Origin of the sequence: Devosia sp. (assembly GCF_039927955.1) — a bacterium.
Classification (GTDB): domain Bacteria; phylum Pseudomonadota; class Alphaproteobacteria; order Rhizobiales; family Devosiaceae; genus Devosia.
In genome coordinates this window covers 1-2865 of record NZ_JBDSUA010000023.1, presented here as the reverse complement: position 1 = coordinate 2865, position 2865 = coordinate 1, and the positions used below count along the sequence as shown (strand labels likewise).

Annotated in this window: 6 protein-coding genes; 1 reads left to right on the top strand and 5 read right to left on the bottom strand. The window is 61.7% G+C overall.

The window, feature by feature from the left end; genetic code table 11:
• The 5 genes from ABIT12_RS06735 to ABIT12_RS06715 all read right to left on the bottom strand — a co-directional run.
• Window positions 1-636, bottom strand: a 636-nt coding sequence (locus tag ABIT12_RS06735) for a sulfite exporter TauE/SafE family protein (protein WP_348041335.1), incomplete at its 3' end; no start/stop codon positions are given.
• Window positions 637-650: 14 nt separating this feature from the next.
• The gene (locus ABIT12_RS06730) at window positions 651-977 is read right to left on the bottom strand and encodes a beta-lactamase hydrolase domain-containing protein (RefSeq protein WP_348041333.1); all 327 of its coding nucleotides are present in this window, start codon (window positions 975-977) and stop codon (window positions 651-653) included.
• Between the two features lie 41 nt (window positions 978-1018).
• The gene (locus ABIT12_RS06725; RefSeq protein ID WP_348041331.1) at window positions 1019-1912 is read right to left on the bottom strand and encodes an MBL fold metallo-hydrolase; all 894 of its coding nucleotides are present in this window, start codon (window positions 1910-1912) and stop codon (window positions 1019-1021) included.
• A 20-nt stretch (window positions 1913-1932) separates the two neighbouring features.
• Entirely contained in the window at window positions 1933-2349 is a 417-nt protein-coding gene (locus ABIT12_RS06720; RefSeq protein WP_348041329.1) for a YeeE/YedE family protein, read from the bottom strand.
• Window positions 2350-2365: 16 nt separating this feature from the next.
• Window positions 2366-2587, bottom strand: coding sequence for a DUF2892 domain-containing protein (locus tag ABIT12_RS06715; protein ID WP_348041327.1), 222 nt, complete (start codon window positions 2585-2587; stop codon window positions 2366-2368).
• Window positions 2588-2662: 75 nt separating this feature from the next.
• On the opposite strand from ABIT12_RS06715, the gene ABIT12_RS06710 reads away from it, so the two are divergent.
• The coding region (locus tag ABIT12_RS06710) for an ArsR family transcriptional regulator (protein ID WP_348041325.1) at window positions 2663-2865 on the top strand (203 nt) is incomplete at its 3' end.

Below are 2865 nucleotides of genomic sequence, written 5' to 3'. Positions count from 1 at the left end.
GAACAAAGCCGCAAGTGGCCAGTCGACCAGGCCCGAAAACGCGTAGCTGAGCGCTGTCGTGAGGCCAAATGCCGTTACAGCAACCAGCGAAGATCCGATCGCGTTGAGCATGGTCATCCCGGTGGATGCGACTAGGCCAGGGACGATCAGGAAGCCGCCTCCGATGCCGAAGAAGCCCGATAGTATTCCGGTTGCACTGCCAAAGGCCACGACCTTGGGTGCCTTTTCGATGGTGCATGTCACCTTGGGTTCGCCGGAAAAGCGACGCCCACGGAACATCAGCACGCCAACGGCCAGCATGAGCAAGGCAAAGAGAAATAGCAGTTTTTGGCCATCCATGGCCTTGCCGAGCGTCGAACCGACAATTGCTCCCGCCACGCCGGCGGCCGAATAGATCATCGCGCAGCGCCAAACGACATTGCCGCGCCGAGCATGCGTGATCAAGTTGGTGGCGGCGTTGGCCGCCACGGCAACGGCGCTGGTGCCAATAGCGATGTGTGCGACAGGAACGCCGACGACATAGATCATCAATGGCACGGCAAGGATGGAACCACCGCCACCAAACAGGCCAAGCGTAAAGCCGACTAAACTGCCAGACAAAACGCCCAGCAGGTACTGGATGGGTTCGAGGAACATCAGGGTCCGATCGGTCAGCGACTTAGCGTTGCGTAAAGGCTGCCGGCGCGGGCGCCGGAGCGGCAATAGCCGAGCATGGGCTTGGGGAGCTTTTCCCAGGCATCGTGGAAGCGGATGATCTGGCCTTCGCCGAGGGGGCCAGAAACCGGGATATGGACGATGCCGATACCGGCAGCAGCGGCTGCCTTGGCGACCGCATCAAAGTTCGGCTGGCCGGTCTCCTCGTGGTTGGGGCGGGCGCAGACGATGGACTTGAAGCCGGCATCGGCGACGGCCTGCATCTGCTCGGGCAGGATCTGGCCGGTGGCGGAGAAGTCGGGAGCAATCTGGCGGATGTTCATGGGTCGGTCTTTCCTGGTTTTGCTGCTGAAGGGCCACATGGTCAGAGCCCGTTCACGGGAACTTTGAGATAGGTCTTGCCGTCGCTGTCCTTGGGCGGCAACTGGCCGGCGCGCATGTTGACCTGCAGTGCCGGGATGATGAGCTTGGGCATGGCCAGCGTGGCGTCGCGGGCCTGGCGCATGGCCACGAACGTGTCCTCGTCGGTGCCGTGCCCTACATGGATATTGTGGTCGATCTCTTCGCCGACCGTGGTCTCCCACGCGATGTCGCGACCGTTCGGGCCATAGTCATGGCACATGAACAGCCGCGTCTGACGCGGCAGGGCCAGCACACGCTGGATCGAGCGGTAAAGCGTGCGGGCATCGCCGCCCGGAAAGTCGGCGCGGGCCGAACCTCCATCGGGCATGAACAGGGTATCGCCGACAAAGGCGGCATCGCCCGCAACATGGGTCATGCAGGCCGGGGTGTGGCCCGGCGTGTGCATCACATGAACCGTGAGTCCGCCGATCTGGTAGCTGTCGCCATCCTTGAACAGCCGATCGAACTGGCTGCCGTCGCGCTGGAATTCGGTGCCTTCGTTGAACACCTTGCCGAAGGTGTCCTGAACAATAGTGATGTTCTCGCCGATCCCCAGCTTGCCGCCGAGCTTGCCCTGGATATAGGGCGCACCGGACAGGTGGTCGGCATGCACATGCGTCTCGATCAGCCATTCCAGCTTGAGCTGGTTTTCCTCGATATGGCGGATGATGGCGTCGGCACCGTCATAGGTGATGCGGCCAGCGGCATAGTCGATGTCCATGACGCTGTCGATGACGGCGCAGGACGACGAGTTCGGGTCCTTCACCACGTAGCTGATGGTATTGGTCGGCGCATCGAAGAAGGCGGTGACCTCGGGGTGAACCGAGAGGTCGGTGTCGAACGGAACAGTGCTCATGAGCTTGGCTCCTTTCTGAGCTAGGCGGTTTGGGTGACGCGCTGGTCCAGCGCGATACGAATGGCGCGGGCCGAGAAAATGCCGACCAGCATGGCGGCGACGAAGGCCCAGGCGGAAATCTCGCCCAGACCGAGCGCCGGAATGGCGCCGCCGGGGCAGAAGCCCGAAATGCCCCAACCAATGCCGAAGATGGCCGATCCAGCCACCAGCGGCACGTCGAGCTTGCGCCCGGTCGGCAAGTGGAAGCGGGCTTCGACGATCGGCTTGTCGCGCCGCAGCACGAAGCGGTAGCCGGTGGCGGCGATCACCAGCGCGCTGGCCATCACCACGGCCAGGGACGGGTCCCAGGCGCCGGCAATGTCAAAGAAATTGAGCACTTTGGCCGGGTTGGCCATGCCCGACAAAGCGATGCCAGCGCCGAAGACGAGGCCGATCACGGAGGGGTAAATTCAGTCATCGGCTCGGAACCTGGCAGGTGGAAAGGCCAACAACGGCGTAGAGCGGGCAGAACCGGACCAGCGCAGTGACGATCAGCACTATTCCCACACCGACTGAGGTCCAGAGCCACAGAAGATTGCCGAACACCGCCATGCCCGACACAAACGGCAGCAGAACCAGCACGGCGCCAATGATGATGCGGGCGATCCGGTCGGGCATTCCAACGTTGATTCTCATGGTAATGTCCTTGCAGCTAGGGGGAAAACGGCACATGTTAATGTTGCGTATGACCTTATATAAGAACATTCTAATATGATCAAGATGGAAATCGACAAAATGGAGGCCAATGCCGATCAGGCAACGCGCCTCCTCACCGCCATGTCCAATTCCAAGCGGCTGCTGATCCTGTGCAACCTGCTGGAGCGCGAGATGAATGTGACCGAACTCGGCGAGCGGGTGGGGCTCGGACAATCGCCCCTCTCGCAGCACCTCTCAAAGCTCAGGGCCTGGGACTT